Here is a 16,225-nt window from a genome sequence, read left to right as displayed (position 1 = left end):
CCGCCGGCCCTTATCTGCCCGCGACGGCCGTGGCGCCCTGCGGCGCATGACTAGGAGGCTCACTACGCATGGCAGTACCCACCTCCTCCTGACCCGTACGGTTGTCGCCACGGTCAAGGATAGTTCACGCGGAGACGGTCCGCGATCAGCTCCGCACGATGATCATTCCGGCCGCGGCGGATGCAGGACGGCGACGCATTCGGCGTGGTGCGTCATCGGGAACAGGTCGAACGCCCGCAGGCTGGTCAGCTCGTAGCCGTGTTGCGCGAAGGTCGCGAGGTCGCGGGCCAGCGCCGCGGGATCACAGGCCACGTAGGCGACGGCGCGCGGGGCGCGCTCGGCGATCGCCCGCACGACGGCGGACTTCGCGCCGTCGCGCGGCGGGTCGAGCACCACGATGTCGATCGGGCCGCGCTGCGCTGGGTCAGTGGCCAGCACCCGGTCGACCCGCCCCTCGACCAGCTTCACCCAGCCGACGTCATGCAGGTTGCGCCGCGCGTCGGCGACGGCCCGGCGCGACCCCTCGACGGCCACCACCGACCCGTTCGGCCCGACCGCCTCGGCCAGCGCTCCGGCGAACAGCCCGACGCCGCTGTAGAGGTCCATGGCCCGCTCCCCCGGCTGCGGGCGCAACCCATCGAGCACGGCGGCGACCAGCGTGGCGGCCGCACCGGGGTGGACCTGCCAGAACCCGCCGCCGCTGACCCGCCAGCGACGCCCGGCCGCCTCCTCGACCACATGACCACGGCCGCTGCGCACGACGCCGTCGGCGATGACCTGGCGGTCGCCGGTGTTCGACACCACGACCTCGACGGCCGACACGTCCGGCCACTCCTGCTGTTCCACGCCCGCCGCCCGGAGTTCCGGGTGCGCGATCAGGCAGGTGTCGATCGGAACCACCGCGTGCGAGCGGTGCGCCCGCAACCCGGCCCGGCCCGTCGCCGGGTCCACCGCGTACGTGACCCGCGTGCGCCAGCCGAGCCCGTCGTCGTCGCCGGCCGGGGTGCGCTCCTCGGCCGCGGCCGACGATCGAACCGGCACCGCTTCGACCTCGACCGAGCGGTCGATGCCGGCCAGCCGGCGCAGTTGCTCGGCCACGACGGCGGCCTTGAGCCGGCGCTGTGCCGGGCGCGTCGCGTGCTGCCAGTCACAGCCGCCGCAGCGCCCGGGTCCGGCCCATGGGCACGGCGGCTCCACCCGGTCCGGCGACGCGGACAGCACCTCGACGGCGTCGGCCCGCCAGAACCGGTCCTCCGAACCACCTTCGGTGACCCGGATCCGGACCCGCTCACCGGGCAGGGCATGCCGGACGAAGACCGCTCGTCCCTCGTGCCGGGCCACGCAACTTCCGCCGTGCGCGACCGGGCCGACCTCGACCACCACCTCGGTGCCGACGGCGGAGGTGCCCCGGACTCTGCGCTGCCGACCGGTCAGGACGACCCACCACCCCGGCGGATCTCCCCTCGTCGCACGTCGCCCGGCGCCTGCCGGGCGTTCTTCGGCTGGCCGGCGCCGACGGCCGAGCGCAACTGCCACGGCACGCTCGTCACCATCACGCCCGGGGTGAACAGCAGCCTGCCCTTGAGCCAGAAGACGCTCTGGTTGTGCAGCAGCCGTTCCCACCAACGGCCCACCACGTACTCCGGCACATAGACGGTGACGATGTCGCGCGGGCTGGCGCGGCGGATGGCCCGGACGTACTCCACGACCGGGCGGGCGATCTCGCGGTACGGCGAGTCCAGCACCCGCAGCGGCACCGGGATGTCGTGCCGGTCCCATTCGTCCAGCAGCGCGGCGGTGGCGTCGGCGTCGACCTCGACGGTGATGGCCTCGATGATGTCCGGCCTGGCCGCCCGGGCGTACGCGATGGCCCGAACCGTCGGTTTGTGCAGCCGCGACACCAGCACGACGGCGTGCACCCTCGACGGCAGCAGTGACTCGGCCGGCCAGTCCTCCACCTCCAGTTCCGTGGCCGTGGTGTCGTAGTGCTGCCGGATGCCGCGCATCAGCAGGAAGAGCACCGGCATCATCGCCACGACGAGCCAGGCGCCGTGGGTGAACTTCGTGACCAGCACGACCACCAACACGACGCCGGTCAGTGACGCCCCGGTGGCGTTGATGACCCGCGAGCGCAGGATGGACCGGCGTTCGACGCTGGTCGGCCCCGCGGCCAGGAGGCGGTTCCAGTGCCGCACCATGCCGGTCTGCCCGAACGTGAACGCCGTGAACACACCCACGATGTACAGCTGGATCAACCGGGTCACCGAGGCGTCGAACACCACGATCAGCACCCCGGCCATGACCGCCAGCATGATGATGCCGTTGCTGAAGACCAGCCGGTCCCCGCGTGTGTGCAGCTGCCGTGGCGCGTAGCGATGCTGCGCCAGGATCGACCCCAGGAGCGGGAACCCGTTGAACGCGGTGTTCGCGGCGAGGATCAGGATCAGCGCGGCGGCGCCCTGGACGTAGTAGAACGGGATGCTCCCGCCGCCGAAGACTGCCGCGGCCAGCTGTGAGATCACGGTCGGCTGCGGCTGCGTGCAGTCGAAGCCGACCAGGTCGCAGGGGTACTCGACGTACCGGACGTCCGCGATGACCGCCAGCGTGGTGATACCGGCGAACATCGTGATCGACAGCGCGCCCATGATCGCCAGCGTCGTCGCGGCGTTCTTCGCCTTGGGTTTGCGGAACGCGGGGACCCCGTTGGCGATCGCCTCGACCCCGGTCAACGCCGTACAGCCGGACGCGAACGCCCGCAGCACCAGCAACATCAGCGCGATGCCGCCCAGGTTCGTCATCTCGGCCTCGACGTCGTACGCTGCCGACTCGGCGACCGGGTCGTCGCCGAACGCCGTCTTGCCCAGGCCCCACACGATCATCGCGCCGATGCCCACGACGAACAGGTATGTCGGCACCGCGAACGCCTTGCCGCTCTCCTTGATGCCGCGCAGGTTCACCGCGGCCAGCAGCACCACGATGCCCAGCGCGATGCCCACCCGGTACTCGGCCAGCTCCGGTATCGCGGAGATCAGGTTGTCCACACCCGCCGACACCGACACCGCCACCGTCAGCACGTAGTCGATGAGCAGCGCGCTGGCGACGACCAGGCCGGCGGTGGGCCCCAGGTTGGTGTTCGCGACCTCGAAGTCGCCACCACCGGTCGGGTAGGCACGTACCAGCTGCCGATACGACGCCACGACCGTGACCAGCAGCAGCACGACGACGGCGGCGACCCAGGGCGTGAAGTGGAGGAAGGCCAGCCCGCCCAGGGTCAGGATGACCAGGATCTCCTGGGTCGCATAGGTGACCGAGGACAGCGGGTCACTGGCGAAGACCGGGAGCGCCAGCCGCTTGGGCAGCAGCGTATGGCCCATCCGATCACTGGCCAGCTTCCGGCCGATGATCAGTCGCTTCGAAATATCGCCGAGCTTCGGCACGATCGGCAATGGTATGCCTTGAAGTCATGCCGTGTAACGTCGACCGCGACACGGCGAGTACGGCCTCGCCTGACCTCGCGTGAGAGGACCACAGTGCACGTCGTCATCATGGGCTGCGGGAGGGTCGGGTCGACCGTCGCGCACATCCTGGAGTCGCACGATCACACCGTCGCCATCGTCGACCAGAACCCCGAGGCGTTCCGGCGGCTGCAGCCGGGCTTCGAGGGCTCGACGGTGTCCGGAGTCGGCTTCGACCGGGACGTCCTCGTCGAGGCGGGCATCGAACGAGCCGGCGCCTTTGTCGCGGTCAGCAGTGGCGACAACTCCAACATCCTGGCGGCGCGGGTGGCCCGCGAGACCTTCGGAGTCGACAACGTGGTCGCCCGCATCTATGACCCTGGGCGCGCCGAGGTCTATCAGCGACTGGGCATCCCCACTGTCGCGACGGTGCGGTGGACCGCCGACCAGATCCTGCGCCGGCTGTTCCCGGAGGGTGCACAGACCGAGTGGGTCGACCCGACCGGCACCATCCAGCTGGCCGAGCTGCCGGTCGCCACCGGCTGGATCGGCAGCTCGGTGGCGAAGCTCGAGGAGGCCGCCCACGCCCGGGTCGCGTTCCTGACCCGCTACGGCGACGGCATCCTTCCGCAGGCCGACACCGTCATCCAGGATGGCGACCTCGTCCATGTGCTGGTGCGCTCCGACGAGGTCACGCGTGTCACCCACGTCTTCGCGACCGCCCCGGAGGTGGAGGACTGATGCGGGTAGCCATCGCCGGCGCCGGCAACGTCGGGCGCTCGATCGCCGCGGAGCTGCTGGCCAACGGCCACGACGTCCTGCTCATCGACAAGGAGACCAAGGCCATCAAGGCGGCCAGCGTCCCTGAGGCCGAGTGGCTGCTCGCGGACGCGTGCGAGCTGTCCATGCTCGAGGAGGCGGCGCTGGACCGCTGCAACGTCGTCATCGCCGCCACCGGCGACGACAAGGTCAATCTCGTCGTCTCGCTGCTGGCCAAGACGGAGTTCGGGGTGCCGCGGGTGGTGGCGCGGGTCAACCACCCACGCAACGAGTGGATGTTCAACGAGAGCTGGGGCGTCGATGTCTCCGTGTCCACCCCGCGCATCATGAGCGCGCTGGTCGAGGAGGCGGTGAGCGTCGGCGACCTGGTGCGCCTGTTCAGCTTCCGCCAGGGCGAGGCGAACCTGGTCGAACTGACGCTGCCGGTCGACTCCCCCATCGTCGGGACCGCGGTCGCCGACGTCGCCTGGCCCGTCGACACGTCGCTGGTGTCGATCATCCGCGGCAAGCACGTCCACACCCCGCTACCCGACCTGCCGCTTGAATCCGGCGACGAGTTGCTGTTCGTCGCCGCGCCGGAGCGAGAGAAGCAGCTGGAGAACCTCCTCTCCCCGCACGACGCCTGAGCGTTCAGGGCGCTGCCACCCCGGCAGGGTGCGCACCTCACCGCACGTCACTCGCCGCGTGGTCGCACCCGGCCACGAAACCCACCCGGTACGTCCCTGCGGCGGGTGACGTGACCTGAGGTTGATCAGGTCAGGCGGGCGCAGGGCTTCTGGCTCCCTGTTGATCACCCCGCGGGGTCAGGCGCGGCCTGCCGCGCCTGGTGTGCCCGGTACGCGGGCCGCACGATCAGCCATGATGCGTAGGCGACCAGCAGAAACAGCGGCCAGCTCATGACCAGCCGGGCCCCGGCGAGCCAGCCGAGCTGGTCTTCACCGGCGAAGTACAGCGGCGCCTGGACGGCCAGCCGGACGGCGAACATGCCCACCCAGAGCAGCGTGGCCAGGGTGAACGCACGCACCAACGCGAGGTCGCGTCGCCAGGCGGTGCCCTGGTTGGTGGCGAAGCCGACGAACACGCCGATCATCGGCCAGCGGGCCAGCACCGACACGAGGAAGGCCAGGCCGTAGCCGACGTTGATGAGCAGGCCGGGCAGGAACACGTCCTCGGCCCGGCCGGTGCGGTTGGCCAGGAACGCGGCGATGCCCAGGCCGAGGAAGCCGGCGACGACGTTCTGCAGCCGCTCCCGGCGCAGCAGCCGCACGACGCCCAGGAGGACCCCGGCGCCGAGCGCGACCCACAGTGACAGCTGCAGATCGCGGCCGGCCGCGGTGTAGACGACGGTGAAGATGGCCAGCGGCAGTCCGGCATCGAGCATGGCCGCGGGGCCGAGCGCGTCCTGGGGGCGGAACCGCTCGTCGGCGGTGATGGCCTGCACCCAGCTCTGCCTGGCCGGGCTGGCGCTCGTCCCGGTGCCGGCGCCACCCCCGGCCCCGTCGACGTGCTGGTGGGCGTCGCCCTCGGGCCCGGACTCGCTCTGACTCAACTCTTCACTCCAGCCCTGCGGGCAGCAGCTCGTATCGGGGGTTGTACATGACCCTGCGTCCGTCGAAGGTGGCCACCCGGCCGGTGGCGACGAGCCGGCGCCCGCAGCTGATGCCGGCGATGCGCCGGCGGCCGAGCCAGACCAGTGTCACCGACCCGGAGCCGTCGAACAAGTCGGCTTCCAGAGCCGGGGTTCCGAGCCGAGGCTGCAGCGTGACCGACTGCAGCACCCCGCGCACCCGGACGGTGGTGCGGTCGTCGACGTTCGCCAGCGGCTGGCAGCCGGCCTCCCGTGCGTCGTCGCGCAGTTCCTCGGCCTCGACCTCCTGGTCGGAGGCGGCCCACCGCGTGATGGCGCCCCATATTCCTCTGCGCCCGGAGTTCCCACTCACGACATCGAGCCTAATGCGCCGGTGAGCTCAAGTGTCAGGCTTGCAGCGGCTGGTCCGGCGACACCGGTGCCTGGCTGCCCGCCGGAGGCTTGAGCGCGATGACGTCGCCGGGTGCCATCGGCTGCGACCCGCGGATGACGACGGTCTGCCGGACGAGCTCGACGAGCTGGCTGAACACTGCCGCGTCCGTGGTGGCCTTGCCGAGGAAGGTCGCGCGCAGCATCCAGCGCGGCCCGTCGATGCCGGACACCCGCGACGGCTGCAGCCGCTGCTTGCCGTCGGGCGCCTGCACCGGGACCACGACCCGGACCTCGGGTCCGAAGGGCCCGGACGCCTCCTCGGCGCGGCCTCCGCGGCGCTTGGCGTCCTGGACGATCTGCAGCCGGGTCTGCCCCCACAGGCCGCTGCTGCGCGGCGCGGCCACCGCGATGAGCTGCACCGCGGCCTCGCCGACGGTGAGCACGGCGCTGGTCGCGTTGCCGGTGCGCTGGTCGACCTGGAGCTGGAGCTTCATGCCCGCGGCGCCCTTGACGAGCATGCCGCCGAGGTCGATGCGGCCGGACCGGGCCTCGTCCAGATCCACCTCGGACTCGTCGAACGGTCCGCCGGTACGGTCGGCCTTGGGCGACTCGCCCGCGTCGTCGGCGTCCGTTCCGGCACCCTGGCCGGGCTCGCCGCCGGACGTGTCATTCGCGGCCTGCTCGGCCAGCTCCTGGCCGTCATCGCCGCCGCGGCGCCGCCGTCCCAACACCTGGATTACTTCCTTCCGTCGTCGGTGGCCGGCGTCTCCGCCGGCCCCTGCGTGACCGGCATGTCCGCCGGCCCATTGGCGGCCGACGAGGTGCCCGTCGACCCGTACCCGCCGTCGCCCCGTGCCGACCCGGGTAGCCGCTCGACCTCGTGGAATCTGGCCCGCTCGACCCGCTGGATGACCAGCTGCGCGACCCGGTCGCCGCGCCCGAACACGGCCGGTTCGCGTAGGTCGTGGTTGACCAGCACCACCTTGATCTCGCCGCGGTACCCCGCATCGACCGTGCCCGGGGTGTTGATGATGCTCACCCCGAGCCGATGCGCCAGTCCGGAGCGCGGGTGGACGAATGCAGCGTAACCCGCCGGCAGCGCGATCGCGATGCCCGTACCGACCATGGCCCGGTCGCCCGGCGGAATGGTCACGTCGCTGGTGGTCACCAGGTCGGCGCCGGCATCGCCGGGATGGGCGTAGCCCGGCAGCGGCACATCCGGGTCCAGGCGGGTGATCAGGACGTCCACGGGGCGGGCTCCCGCCGCACCGTCGTCGCGTGTCTCGGCAGTTGCGCTCACGGGTTCACCTCCGCGACCCTGGCGGCCGCGTCGGACAGGTCGGACGCGGCCACCGCGCGGCCGTGCTCGACGAAGTGGGTGGCCGGCACGACGACGAAGATGGCGGACGCGGTGACGCTCACCGGCCCGTCCGCGGCGTTCTCGCGGCCGGTTGCGGACATGTAGATCTTGCGGCCCTCCGCGCCGTCGACGACGGCGTCGATGTACAGGGTGGTGCCGACGGGGACCGGCCGGCGGTACGACGTCTCGAGGTGTCCGGTGACTGCGGGTTTGCCGATGAGCCAGATCAACGAGCCGAGAACCTCGTCGAACGCCAGCGACAGCATGCCTCCGTGCGCGAGACCGGGAGCGCCCTGGTGGTCGTCGGTGACAGTGAAGCGACCGGAGACCGTCAGGCCCTCACCGGCGGTGACGGTCACGTGCAGCCCGGTCGGGTGGTCCGGTCCGCAGCCGACGCACATGCGGTAGTGCGAGGCGATCGGGGCGCCGGGCGCCGGCGCGTCGGGATGCCGTTCGATCACGAACGTCGACCCTACCGGTCCGCGTGCCGCGATCCGTGGCACCCTGCTGGAGTGACTCGTTACCACGAACGCCTGACCGCGCCGGTGCGGTGGTGGCTCTACCTGCTGGGCCTGGCCGTCTCGGCGTGGATCGTCTATTACTACGCCTACGGCCCGCAGGTGGGGGCGCCGGTCAGCGGCATCGTGCTGGTGATCGGGGCGTGCGTGCTGTTCGCTTACAGCAGACCCGCTGTCAGCGTCGACGACACGACGCTGACAGTCGGACGGGCGCGGCTGCCGCTGTCGGTCGTCGGCACCGTGGAGGCGCTGGACGGCGAGGCGGCTCGGGCGGCTCGTGGTCCGGAACTCGACCCGCGCGCGTACCTGACGATCAGGGGCTACCTGCCCGCCGTCGTCCGCATCGGGGTCGATGACCCCGCCGACCCGACGCCGTACTGGCTGGTGTCGACGCGCCGCCCCGAGCGGCTCAAGGCCGTGCTCGAGGCGGCGCGTCAGACCACCGGCCACTGACGGGGCAATCAGGCGGGCAACTCAGGCTGCGCGGTCGCGGCAGATCACTGCACACGAACGCGACCGCGCCCACGCTGTCAACTCAGGCTGCGCGGTCGCGGCAGATGACTGCACACGAACGCGACCGCGCCCAAGCTGCCAACTCAGGCTGCGCAGTCGCGGCAGATCAATTGCCCGTTCTTCTCCTTCGCCAGCTGGCTGCGGTGATGCACGAGGAAGCACTGCGAGCAGGTGAACTCGTCCGCCTGCCGCGGCAGCACACGTACCGCCAGCTCCTCGTTCGACAGGTCCGCACCAGGAAGCTCCATCGACTCGTTCAGGTCGGACTCGTCGACGTCGACGATGCCCGACGCCTTGTCCATCCGCCGATTCTTGAGCTCCTCCAGCGAGTCCTCCGACATTTCCTCGTCGGTCTTGCGTGGCGCGTCGTAGTCGGTTGCCATGTTCGATCCCCCTCACTGGGCGCGTAGTGGTCCGTCGTGTAACGCACAGCGACCCAAGGTTGTGCCCGCTCCGAGCGGCAGATTCTGCCTGATCGGTACCCCGTTTCGCACGGCACCCCTCCGGTGAGTCCGCTGTGTGCTGCGCCGCACCTCCTCCGAGCGTGCGCCCGGTCGTCCTCAGGACCGATCCGGAGCACCGTCCCACAGGATGAGACCTGCGAGGATTCCACCCTGCAGGCTGGGAGCGGCCCAGCACCGGAGACGAGAGGAACCGCATGCTCCAGATCGACGGCATCTCCCGCCGCTACGGTGACGTCGTCGCGCTCGAGAACCTTTCGTTTACGGTCCGACCTGGGCAGATGTACGGCTTCGTCGGCACGAACGGTGCCGGCAAGACCACCGCGATGCGCATCGTCCTCGGGGTCCTCGAGCCCGACGGCGGCGTGGTCCGCTGGAACGGGCGTGAACTCGACGCGGGCATCCGGCGTGAGTTCGGTTACATGCCGGAGGAGCGCGGCCTCTATCCGAAGATGCGCGTCCACGAGCATCTCGTCTACCTGGCCCAGCTGCACGGTGTGGCGCGTCTCACAGCCGAGACGGCCGCGACGGACCTGCTGGAGTCGCTCGCCCTCAGCGAACGCGCCTCCGATCGGGTCGAGTCGCTGTCGCTGGGCAACCAGCAGCGGGTCCAGCTGGCGGCCGCTCTGGTGCACGACCCGGCGGTACTGGTGCTCGACGAGCCGTTCAGCGGCCTGGACCCGATGGGCGTCGACGCCATGGCCGCGGTGCTGCGCTCCCGGGTCGACGCCGGTGCCGCCGTCGTCTTCTCCAGCCATCAGCTCGACCTGGTGGAGCGGCTGTGCGACGCCGTCGGCATCATCCGGGCCGGCCGCATGGTGGCCGACGGCACCGTCGAGGCATTGCGCGGCGACGCCGCCGGACGCTACCGGCTGCAGGTCGACACAGCGCCCGGGTGGGTCGACGCCTTGGCCGGGCAGTTACCCGGCCTCCGTGTCATCGACGACACTCGCGGCAGCGCAGCCGGCGGTGTGCTCGTCGAGCTGCCGGCCGGCACCGACGACCAAGCCCTGCTCGACGCGGCCCGTGCCCTCGGCCCGGTCCGCCAGTTCACCCCGGTGTGGCCGTCGCTGGCCGAGCTGTTCCGCTCGGTGGTCGCCGACGACGGCGACCCGGCCGAGGAGGAGGCCGCCTGATGGCGCGTGCACTGTCGTTCCGCGAGGCCAGCACACTCGTCGCCCGGCGCGAGTTCAGCCAGCGCATCCGCGAGCGCTCGTTCTTCATCTCCACGGCCATCACCGTCGGCATCATCGGGCTGGTCGTGCTGCTCCCCCGCTTCGCGGACTTCGGCGGTGACAGCTTCGACGTCGCGCTGGTCGGCGACTCCGGCGAGCTGCGCAGCGCCGTCGAGCGGCAGGCCGAGACCGCCGACATCGAGGTCGGCTTCACCGACGTCGAGGACGCCGCGGCCGCCGAGCAGGCCGTCAGCGACGGCGACCTGGACGCCTACGTGGACGGCGACTCCGTCTACGTCGACCGGTCCCTCGACAGCTCGCTGCGCGCGGTTCTGGAGAACGCCTACAACCAGGTCGAAGGGACCCGGGCGCTGGCCGAGGCCGGTATGGACCCGGCGGCGGTCACCGAGGCGCTGAGCTCCGCCAGCCTGCGGACGGTCACCCTCGATCCGGATGCCGAGGAGCGGGAGGCGCGCGGCGTCATCGCGTTCTTCGGCTCGATGGTGCTGTTCGGCCAGTTGGTCGGCTATTCGATGTGGGTCGCGATGGGCGTGGTCGAGGAGAAGTCCAGCCGGGTGGTCGAGGTCATGCTGGCCGCGATCCCGGCTCGGGCGCTGCTCACCGGCAAGATTCTCGGCATCGGCCTGCTGGGCCTGGTCCAGCTGGTGCTGATCGGCGGGCTGGGGCTCGGTCTCGCGGCGGCACTGGGCGCAGTGGAGCTGACCGGACCCATGGTGACGCCGGTCCTGCTGTCGTTGGGCTGGTTCGTGCTCGGCTATGCCGCCTACGCGTGCCTGTCCGGTGCCGCGGCCGCGCGCGTCTCGCGGCAGGAGGAGCTGCAGAACGTCACCACACCGGTGACGATGCTCACGATGGTGTCGTATTTCGCCAGCTTCTTCGCGTTCCTGAGCCCCGAGAGCCCGATCGCGTCCGTGACCAGCATCGTGCCGCCGTTCAGCGCCCTGGTGATGCCCATCCGCATGGCCCGCGGCGACGCCGCCGGCTGGGAGGTCGGGCTGGCCCTGGCGCTGATGCTCGCGCTGATCGCGGTCCTGGTCCTGCTGGCCGCCCGGGTCTACGAGGGCGCCGTCCTGCGCATGGGCGCCAAGGTATCGCTGCGCGACGCACTTCGCCCGCCCGGGAAATGATCACGTCCACCATGGGTCCTCCCGCCGCACCACGCATGCATGCCTGGTGGGGCGGGAGAACGCCTGGGGTGGCCTGACGCAGCGCGCACCTGGAGTGCGGCCAGGGCCCGGCCGGCTGCTCAGCGCGCCGTCAGGGGGCGTCGCGGTCGGCGCCGAGCCGCTCCAGCAGCGCCCGCAGCTCGGCGGCCACCCCGGGCGTCGCCGCCAGGGTCATCGCGTTGCCGGGCTCCTCGCCGTGCAGGCCGCTGACGACGGCGCCCGCTTCGGCCGCCACCAGGCCACCGGCCGCCAGGTCCCACGGGTTGAGCCCGCGCTCGTAGTACGCGTCCAGCCGGCCGGTGCCGACCGCGCAGAGGTCCAGGGCGGCGGCGCCGGCCCGCCGGATGTCGCGCACCACCGGGACCAGCTCGAGGATCACGGCCGCCTGCCGAGCCCGCCGGTCGGCGTCGTAGCCGAAGCCGGTCCCGACCAGCGCCAGCGACAGGTCCGCGCACGCCGACGCCCGCACCGGGCGGCCGTCCAGGAACGCCCCGCCGCCGGACGTGGCCGTCCACGTCTCACCGCTGGCCGGGTTGTGCACCACGCCGGCCCGCACGACGTCGTCGATGCGCGCCGCGATGGACACCGCGTACTGCGGGATGCCGTAGAGGTAGTTCACGGTGCCGTCGATCGGGTCGACCACCCAGTCGACGCCCGAGGTGCCGGCGACGTGACCGTCCTCCTCGCCGAGGAAGCCGTCGTCGGGGCGGGCGTCGAGGATGCGGGTGCGGATCAGCGCCTCGGCGGCGGTGTCGGACTCCGTCACGACGTCGGTGGGCGTCGACTTCGTGTTCGCGACGTCCATGCGCTCCACCGCCTCGCGCCGCTCGCGGGCGAGCTGTCCCGCTTCGCGGGCGGTCTTCTCGGCCAGGGCGAGCAGGTCGGCGGGATCGGCCGTCGTCACAGAGAACCTCCAGAGGAGTACGTCACCATGGGTCCTCCCGCTTCACCAGCAGCTCCGGATCGTCGGGTCGGACAAGCACCAGACCGAGTCAGCCTGATCCGTGCGACGCACCGACGATTCGAGGAAGCCTCCGGCCGCCTCTCACCGCCGGTCTTGCCCGACCCTCCGGGGGAACGCATGGCTGGTGAAGCGGGAGGACCCATGGTGCACGTGATCATTTCGTGGCGGCCCACGGCAGTGGGGGCGTGTCTTCGCCGCACAGGGCGGGGATGTCCGCGCGCGGGTTGGGGCAGCAGCCGGGCGCGCAGACGTCGCGAGCCGGGCCGGGCGCGCCGATGCTGGCCCGCACCACCGACTCGCCGCGCTCGACCGCGGCCCGCTCCAGCAGCAGGTCGACGACGGTGTCGACGAAGTCCGGGTGCGTGCCGGCGGTCGCGGCCCGGGCGGCGGCCATGCCGAGGTCCTTGGCCGTCGCCAGCGCCTCGGTGTCGAGGTCGTACGCGACCTCCATGTGGTCGGACAGGAAGCCGATGGGCGCCAGGACCACAGCGTCGACACCGTCGGCGGCCAGCGCCGCCAGGTGGTCGTTGACGTCCGGCTCCAGCCACGGCATGGACGGCGGGCCGCTGCGTGAGCAGTAGACGAGGTCGTACTCGCGGGTCACGCCGGTGCGGGCGGCCACCTGGGCGCTGACGGCGTCGGCGACCGCCAGGTGCTGCGCGACGTAGGCTCCGCCGGTCGGGCCGGACGTCTCGGCCATGGTCACCGGGATGGAGTGGGTGACGTACACGATGCGGGCGCGCTGCGTCGTCGACGGCGGCAGGTCGCCGAGAGCGCCCACGACGCCGTCGGCGTTCGCGGTGATGAAGCCCGGGTGGTCGAAGCTGTGCCGCAGCCGGTCGATCCGCGGCGCGCCCGGCCCGACCGCCTCGACGGCACGCCACAGGTCCTCGCGGTACTGCCTGCAGCCGGAGTAGGAGTCGTAGGCGCTGGTGATGAACGCGGCGGCACGAGTGACGCCGTCGTCGCGCATGCGGGCGAGCTCGTCGGCGAGGTAGGGGTGCCAGTTGCGGTTGCCCCAGTAGACCGGCAGCGAGATGTTCCGTTCTGCCAGCTCGTGCTCGAGGTTGGCGATCAGCGCGCGGTTCTGGTCGTTGATCGGGCTGCGACCGCCGAATGCGCGGTAGTGCTCGCCGACCTCTTCCAGCCGCTCCGGCGGGATGCCCTTGCCGCGGGTGACGTTCTCGAGGAACGGGATGACGTCGTCCTGGCCCTCCGGGCCGCCGAAGGAGACGACCAGCAGGGCGTCGTACGGATCGGTGATGCTCACCATGAGAGCCTAACGCCCATGACATGGCGGAACTGGGCCCGGACCGTCGAGGCGCGGCCGCACCGGGTCGAGCGGCCGGCTAGTGCCGCCGGCGTCTCCGAGGTCCTGAGGCGGGCCGCCCACGACGGTCTGCGGGTCCGTCCGGTCGGTGCCGGCCACAGTTTCACTCCGATCGCCGCCACCGACGGTGTCCAGGTGCGGCTGGACCGCCTCAGCGGCCTGATCTCGCTCGACCCCGCCGGCGACGACGGGTCCGCCACGGCCACCGTCGCCGCCGGCACTCGCCTGCACGAGCTCAACACCGCGCTGGCGGCTCGCGGCTACGGGCTGACCAACATGGGCGACGTCGCCGTCCAGACCGTCTCCGGCGCCATCTCGACCGGGACGCACGGCAGCGGCCGCGCCACCGCGTCGCTGTCCGACCAGGTCACGGCGGTGCAGCTGGCCCTGCCGGACGGTTCGCTGGTCGACGTGTCGGGCGCGTCCACCGGCCACGACGGCGAGCTGTTCCAGGCCGCCCGGCTCGGTCTCGGTGCCCTGGGCGTCATCACCGCCGTCACGCTGCGGGTGGAGCCGGCGTTCACACTGCGGGCGACGGAGGAGCCGTCGACGCTGGACGAGGTGCTGGAGCGGTTCGACGACCTCGCCCGCGAGGACCATTGCGACCTCTACTGGCTGCCGTTCACCGGCGCCGTCCAGCTCAAGGTGAACCGGCGCACCGGCGAGCGGCCGGCGCCGCGCCACCCGGTCGCGGCGTGGTGGTCCGGCGACGTCGTCGAGAACGCCGGTGTCGCGGTGGTGCAGCGCATCACCCGAGCCGCGCCGAAGACCACGCCGGCGGTGAACCGCGTCGCCGCCCGGCTGATCGGCCGGCGCAGCTACGTCGACGCCGCGCCCCGCGTCCTCACCAGCACCCGGCGGGTGCGGTTCCACGAGATGGAGTATGCGCTGCCGCGGGCTGCCGCCGTCCCCGCCCTGCGAGAGCTGCGTGAGCTCACCGCCCGCGGACCGTGGCGCATCGCCTTCCCGGTCGAGGTGCGGATGGCGCCGGCCGACGACGTGTGGCTCTCCCCCGCCCACGGCCGCGACACGGTCTATATCGCCATCCACGCCTACCCGCGAACCGACTACCGCGGCTGGTTCGACGCCGCGGAACGGCTCTGGGTGTCCTATGGCGGCAGGCCACACTGGGGAAAGCTGCATACCCGCGATTCACGGTATGTTCGTGATCAATACCCACGGATGGAGGCGTTCCGGGCGGTCCGTGACCGCGTCGATCCGGGGCGTCTCATGGCCAACGAGTACCTCGACCGGCTGCTGGAGAGCTGAGTTGACCTGGGCCGCTGGCGGCGTGGCGGCTTGGTCGGACCAGGTGCGGCGGGTGACGATGGTGGCAGTCGTGATCGGAGGTGAGGGTGGTGCGTGAGCTTCGGCTGGTAGCAGTCAGCGAAGACGGCAACCATCTCATCCTCTCCGGGCACGGCGGAGAACAGCTGGCGTTGCGGGTGGACGACCGCCTGCTCGCCGCGATCCGAGGCGACCGAGCGAGGTTGGGACAGTTGGATATCCGGCTCGAAAGCCAGCTACGTCCACGCGACATCCAGGCACGCATCCGGGCCGGCGAGTCCGTCGAAGCTCTCGCCGCCGTGGCCGGCATGCCGCGGGAGAAGGTCGAGCGCTTCGCCGGCCCGGTGATCGCCGAGCGCGAGCACGTCGCCAGCCGAGCCCAGCAGGCCACCGTCCGCCGGCTCGGCGGTGACGGCCCGCCGCAGACCCTCGAAAGCGCCGCGAGCGCGACCGCCAAGGCGCACGGCGCCGACCCCGACCTCGTCGAATGGGACGCGTGGCGGCGCGACGACGGCCGCTGGCTGGTCCGGTTCTCGTGGGCCGGCGAGGAGGAGGACTCCGCGCTGTTCTCGTTCGACCCGTCCGGTCGCACGGTCGTGCCCGAGGACGACAACGCCCGCTCCATCGCCGGCGTGCTGCCGGCCGAGGCGCCCGGCCCGGTCGAGGAGCCGGAGCCCCAGCCGCAGGTGCCCACGGGCCCGGCCCGTCTCTCCGTCGTCGGCGCCCCGCCTCGCGCCGAGGACGAGGACGACGACGGCCCCGAGCTGCCGCCGTTCCTGGCTCCGCCGCTGGGTGCGCCTCCGGTACGCGGCCTGGTCCGCGACGCCGAGGAGCCGGCGGAGTCCGCCGACGACGACGTCGAGAACACCACGCCCATTCCCACCGCCTCCCGCCGCGGCACTCGCCGCAGCGGACGCGGACGGCCGGAGCGTCGGCGTCGCGAGCCGGACCTGTTCCACGACCACGCCGCCGATCCCGCCGACACTGGTGATCCGGCCGACGACGAGGCCACGAGCGAGCGGCTGCGGCTCAGCGACATCGCCAAGCACGTCGAGTCCGACGAGACCGCCGACCTCGCGCCCACCGCCGACGACGCTGCTCCCCCGGCCCGTAAGCCGGCGAGTTCCGGGCGGTCGCGGCGGCCCAGCGTGCCCAGCTGGGACGAGATCATGTTCGGACGCCGTAAGAACGACTGACCGACTCGGGCGTCTTGGCCCGCGTCGTCATCCTCGTGG

Annotated in this window: 17 protein-coding genes; 7 read left to right on the top strand and 10 right to left on the bottom strand. The window is 71.9% G+C overall.

What is annotated here, in order from left to right:
• Positions 1-162: 162 nt before the first annotated feature.
• Both JIAGA_RS0112700 and JIAGA_RS35640 read right to left on the bottom strand, forming a co-directional pair.
• Complete coding sequence (locus tag JIAGA_RS0112700) at positions 163-1,434, bottom strand: TRAM domain-containing protein (RefSeq protein ID WP_035814118.1); 1,272 nt, start codon at positions 1,432-1,434, stop codon at positions 163-165.
• On the bottom strand, positions 1,431-3,437 hold the full coding sequence (locus JIAGA_RS35640; RefSeq protein ID WP_035814116.1) for an APC family permease: 2,007 nt from the start codon (positions 3,435-3,437) through the stop codon (positions 1,431-1,433). The genes JIAGA_RS0112700 and JIAGA_RS35640 overlap by 4 nt, the downstream gene beginning before the upstream one ends.
• Before the next feature lie 93 nt (positions 3,438-3,530).
• Between JIAGA_RS35640 and JIAGA_RS0112690 the strand changes: the two genes are divergently transcribed.
• The gene (locus tag JIAGA_RS0112690; protein WP_026875952.1) at positions 3,531-4,196 is read left to right on the top strand and encodes a potassium channel family protein; all 666 of its coding nucleotides are present in this window, start codon (positions 3,531-3,533) and stop codon (positions 4,194-4,196) included.
• A complete protein-coding gene (locus JIAGA_RS0112685; RefSeq protein ID WP_026875951.1) occupies positions 4,196-4,861 on the top strand; it encodes a potassium channel family protein in 666 nt (221 codons plus the stop codon). Before JIAGA_RS0112690 ends, JIAGA_RS0112685 begins: the two co-directional genes overlap by 1 nt.
• 164 nt (positions 4,862-5,025) lie before the next feature.
• On the opposite strand, the gene JIAGA_RS29460 is transcribed toward JIAGA_RS0112685, so the two are convergent.
• The 5 genes from JIAGA_RS29460 to JIAGA_RS0112660 are packed head-to-tail and all read right to left on the bottom strand — an operon-like array spanning position 5,026 to position 8,016.
• Positions 5,026-5,784, bottom strand: coding sequence for a DUF3159 domain-containing protein (locus JIAGA_RS29460; RefSeq protein WP_051426024.1), 759 nt, complete (start codon positions 5,782-5,784; stop codon positions 5,026-5,028).
• Positions 5,785-5,788: 4 nt separating this feature from the next.
• Positions 5,789-6,175, bottom strand: coding sequence for an OB-fold nucleic acid binding domain-containing protein (locus tag JIAGA_RS0112675; protein WP_245597175.1), 387 nt, complete (start codon positions 6,173-6,175; stop codon positions 5,789-5,791).
• 34 nt (positions 6,176-6,209) lie between these two features.
• The gene (locus tag JIAGA_RS29455) at positions 6,210-6,926 is read right to left on the bottom strand and encodes a DUF3710 domain-containing protein (protein ID WP_051426023.1); all 717 of its coding nucleotides are present in this window, start codon (positions 6,924-6,926) and stop codon (positions 6,210-6,212) included.
• 5 nt (positions 6,927-6,931) lie between these two features.
• Positions 6,932-7,495 (bottom strand): dUTP diphosphatase, encoded by a 564-nt coding sequence (dut, locus tag JIAGA_RS29450; protein WP_084469647.1) that lies wholly within the window; start codon positions 7,493-7,495, stop codon positions 6,932-6,934.
• A complete protein-coding gene (locus JIAGA_RS0112660; protein WP_211239635.1) occupies positions 7,492-8,016 on the bottom strand; it encodes a PaaI family thioesterase in 525 nt (174 codons plus the stop codon). The genes dut and JIAGA_RS0112660 overlap by 4 nt, the downstream gene beginning before the upstream one ends.
• A 51-nt stretch (positions 8,017-8,067) precedes the next feature.
• On the opposite strand from JIAGA_RS0112660, the gene JIAGA_RS0112655 reads away from it, so the two are divergent.
• Entirely contained in the window at positions 8,068-8,526 is a 459-nt protein-coding gene (locus JIAGA_RS0112655; protein WP_026875948.1) for a DUF3093 domain-containing protein, read from the top strand.
• A gap of 143 nt (positions 8,527-8,669) precedes the next feature.
• Here JIAGA_RS0112655 and JIAGA_RS0112650 read toward each other — a convergent pair whose 3' ends face one another.
• Complete coding sequence (locus JIAGA_RS0112650) at positions 8,670-8,969, bottom strand: DUF4193 domain-containing protein (RefSeq protein ID WP_026875947.1); 300 nt, start codon at positions 8,967-8,969, stop codon at positions 8,670-8,672.
• A gap of 275 nt (positions 8,970-9,244) precedes the next feature.
• Here JIAGA_RS0112650 and JIAGA_RS0112645 point away from each other — a divergent pair, with 275 nt between their 5' ends.
• Both JIAGA_RS0112645 and JIAGA_RS0112640 read left to right on the top strand, forming a co-directional pair.
• Complete coding sequence (locus JIAGA_RS0112645) at positions 9,245-10,183, top strand: ABC transporter ATP-binding protein (protein WP_026875946.1); 939 nt, start codon at positions 9,245-9,247, stop codon at positions 10,181-10,183.
• On the top strand, positions 10,183-11,370 hold the full coding sequence (locus JIAGA_RS0112640) for an ABC transporter permease (RefSeq protein ID WP_051426022.1): 1,188 nt from the start codon (positions 10,183-10,185) through the stop codon (positions 11,368-11,370). The genes JIAGA_RS0112645 and JIAGA_RS0112640 overlap by 1 nt, the downstream gene beginning before the upstream one ends.
• A 130-nt stretch (positions 11,371-11,500) precedes the next feature.
• Here the strand turns inward: JIAGA_RS0112640 and JIAGA_RS0112635 are convergent, their stop codons facing one another.
• A complete protein-coding gene (locus JIAGA_RS0112635) occupies positions 11,501-12,313 on the bottom strand; it encodes an inositol monophosphatase family protein (RefSeq protein ID WP_026875944.1) in 813 nt (270 codons plus the stop codon).
• 214 nt (positions 12,314-12,527) lie between these two features.
• Positions 12,528-13,646, bottom strand: coding sequence for a ferrochelatase (locus JIAGA_RS0112630; RefSeq protein WP_026875943.1), 1,119 nt, complete (start codon positions 13,644-13,646; stop codon positions 12,528-12,530).
• A 15-nt stretch (positions 13,647-13,661) separates the two neighbouring features.
• On the opposite strand from JIAGA_RS0112630, the gene JIAGA_RS0112625 reads away from it, so the two are divergent.
• Positions 13,662-14,972 (top strand): D-arabinono-1,4-lactone oxidase, encoded by a 1,311-nt coding sequence (locus JIAGA_RS0112625; protein ID WP_026875942.1) that lies wholly within the window; start codon positions 13,662-13,664, stop codon positions 14,970-14,972.
• A gap of 89 nt (positions 14,973-15,061) precedes the next feature.
• Positions 15,062-16,186, top strand: coding sequence for a septation protein SepH (sepH, locus tag JIAGA_RS0112620; protein ID WP_026875941.1), 1,125 nt, complete (start codon positions 15,062-15,064; stop codon positions 16,184-16,186).
• Positions 16,187-16,225: the final 39 nt, after the last annotated feature.

The organism is Jiangella gansuensis DSM 44835 (assembly GCF_000515395.1).
In the GTDB taxonomy this organism is placed as follows: Bacteria; Actinomycetota; Actinomycetes; order Jiangellales; family Jiangellaceae; genus Jiangella; species Jiangella gansuensis.
The sequence above is the reverse complement of the archived record's forward strand: the minus strand, read 5'-3'. Positions and strand labels throughout refer to the sequence as shown.

Coding starts and splice junctions, on each gene's coding strand:
- JIAGA_RS0112625 (WP_026875942.1), top strand. CDS start 13,662: ATGACATGGCGGAACTGGGCCCGGACCGTCGAGGCGCGGCCGCACCGG.
- JIAGA_RS0112645 (WP_026875946.1), top strand. CDS start 9,245: ATGCTCCAGATCGACGGCATCTCCCGCCGCTACGGTGACGTCGTCGCG.
- JIAGA_RS0112685 (WP_026875951.1), top strand. CDS start 4,196: ATGCGGGTAGCCATCGCCGGCGCCGGCAACGTCGGGCGCTCGATCGCC.
- JIAGA_RS0112650 (WP_026875947.1), bottom strand. CDS start 8,969: ATGGCAACCGACTACGACGCGCCACGCAAGACCGACGAGGAAATGTCG.
- JIAGA_RS0112640 (WP_051426022.1), top strand. CDS start 10,183: ATGGCGCGTGCACTGTCGTTCCGCGAGGCCAGCACACTCGTCGCCCGG.
- JIAGA_RS0112630 (WP_026875943.1), bottom strand. CDS start 13,646: ATGGTGAGCATCACCGATCCGTACGACGCCCTGCTGGTCGTCTCCTTC.